The sequence below is a fragment of the Oleiphilus sp. HI0043 genome (assembly GCF_001634935.1).
Genome location: NZ_LWEY01000658.1, coordinates 1 through 921 on the forward strand (window position 1 = coordinate 1; position 921 = coordinate 921).

2 protein-coding genes are annotated in these 921 nt (G+C 45.2%); both read right to left on the reverse strand.

The features are described from left to right. Positions 1 to 591, reverse strand: a 591-nt coding sequence (gene truA, locus A3729_RS07875; RefSeq protein ID WP_068509882.1) for a tRNA pseudouridine(38-40) synthase TruA, incomplete at its 3' end; no start/stop codon positions are given. A gap of 65 nt (positions 592 to 656) precedes the next feature. Continuing rightward, positions 657 to 921 (reverse strand): FimV/HubP family polar landmark protein (locus A3729_RS07880; protein ID WP_156497786.1); only part of this gene is annotated, 265 nt, incomplete at its 5' end.

Genomic DNA, 921 nt, shown 5'->3' on the forward strand with positions numbered 1-921 from the left:
ATCGCCGAAGCGTTGAACATTAATAAATTCGACAAACCGAAACGGCGTTCTTGACTGGCAGCCTACAGCCCTGAACGAGCTAAAGTCATGCTCACCCACCAAACATTGAGCTGCCTGGTGCATCTTTATTTCATCTAAGGGGTCATGACACCAAGTCATTTCATTATGGAAGATTGAAGGCCTGACCGGGTGATTGTATATCACATAATGATAGCGCCTACTGGTAGCAGAAAATCGCGCATGAAACTCAGAGTCAACACAGCCAGCCCATGAAACACTGATATCTTTTGGTAGGTTTGAGTTGCTACCAAAAACCCACGCTCTTTCACTACGCTGCACTTCGGTGTCAAAATGAACAACCTGATGAGCACCGTGCACACCCTTATCGGTTCTGCCCGCGCAAACAAGCTCTATGGACTGATTGGCGACACTTGATACAGCCTCTTGTAAGTATTTTTGAACGGTAGGTAAGCCACTCTTTTGAGACTGCCACCCGTGATAAGCACTACCATTATATGACAAGCATAACGCAACACGGCCAGTAACGATTTCGTTACCGGCCGTGTCATTCGAAAGATGACCAGAACTCATTTGAGAGTCAACTCAGGTCGTCTAATTAAGACAAGTTTCATCCAAAAACTACCACTGCAAAATAATTAGTCCAATGAACTTAGCAATTCAGCCGCCTCTGCTTGCTGCTCAGAACTGCCTTCTTTAGTTACTTCTTCTAGTATATCTTTGGCGCCCTCGATATCACCCATATCGATATACGCTCGTGCCAAGTCAAGCTTGGTAGACGCTTCATCAGTACCTTCAAGGAAGTCAAACTCGCTTGCATCACCAAGGTCTTCATCAAACGACTGATCTGCATTCATCTTATCTGAAGCTTGCTCAAGAATATCATCGCTGATAACCGGCTTT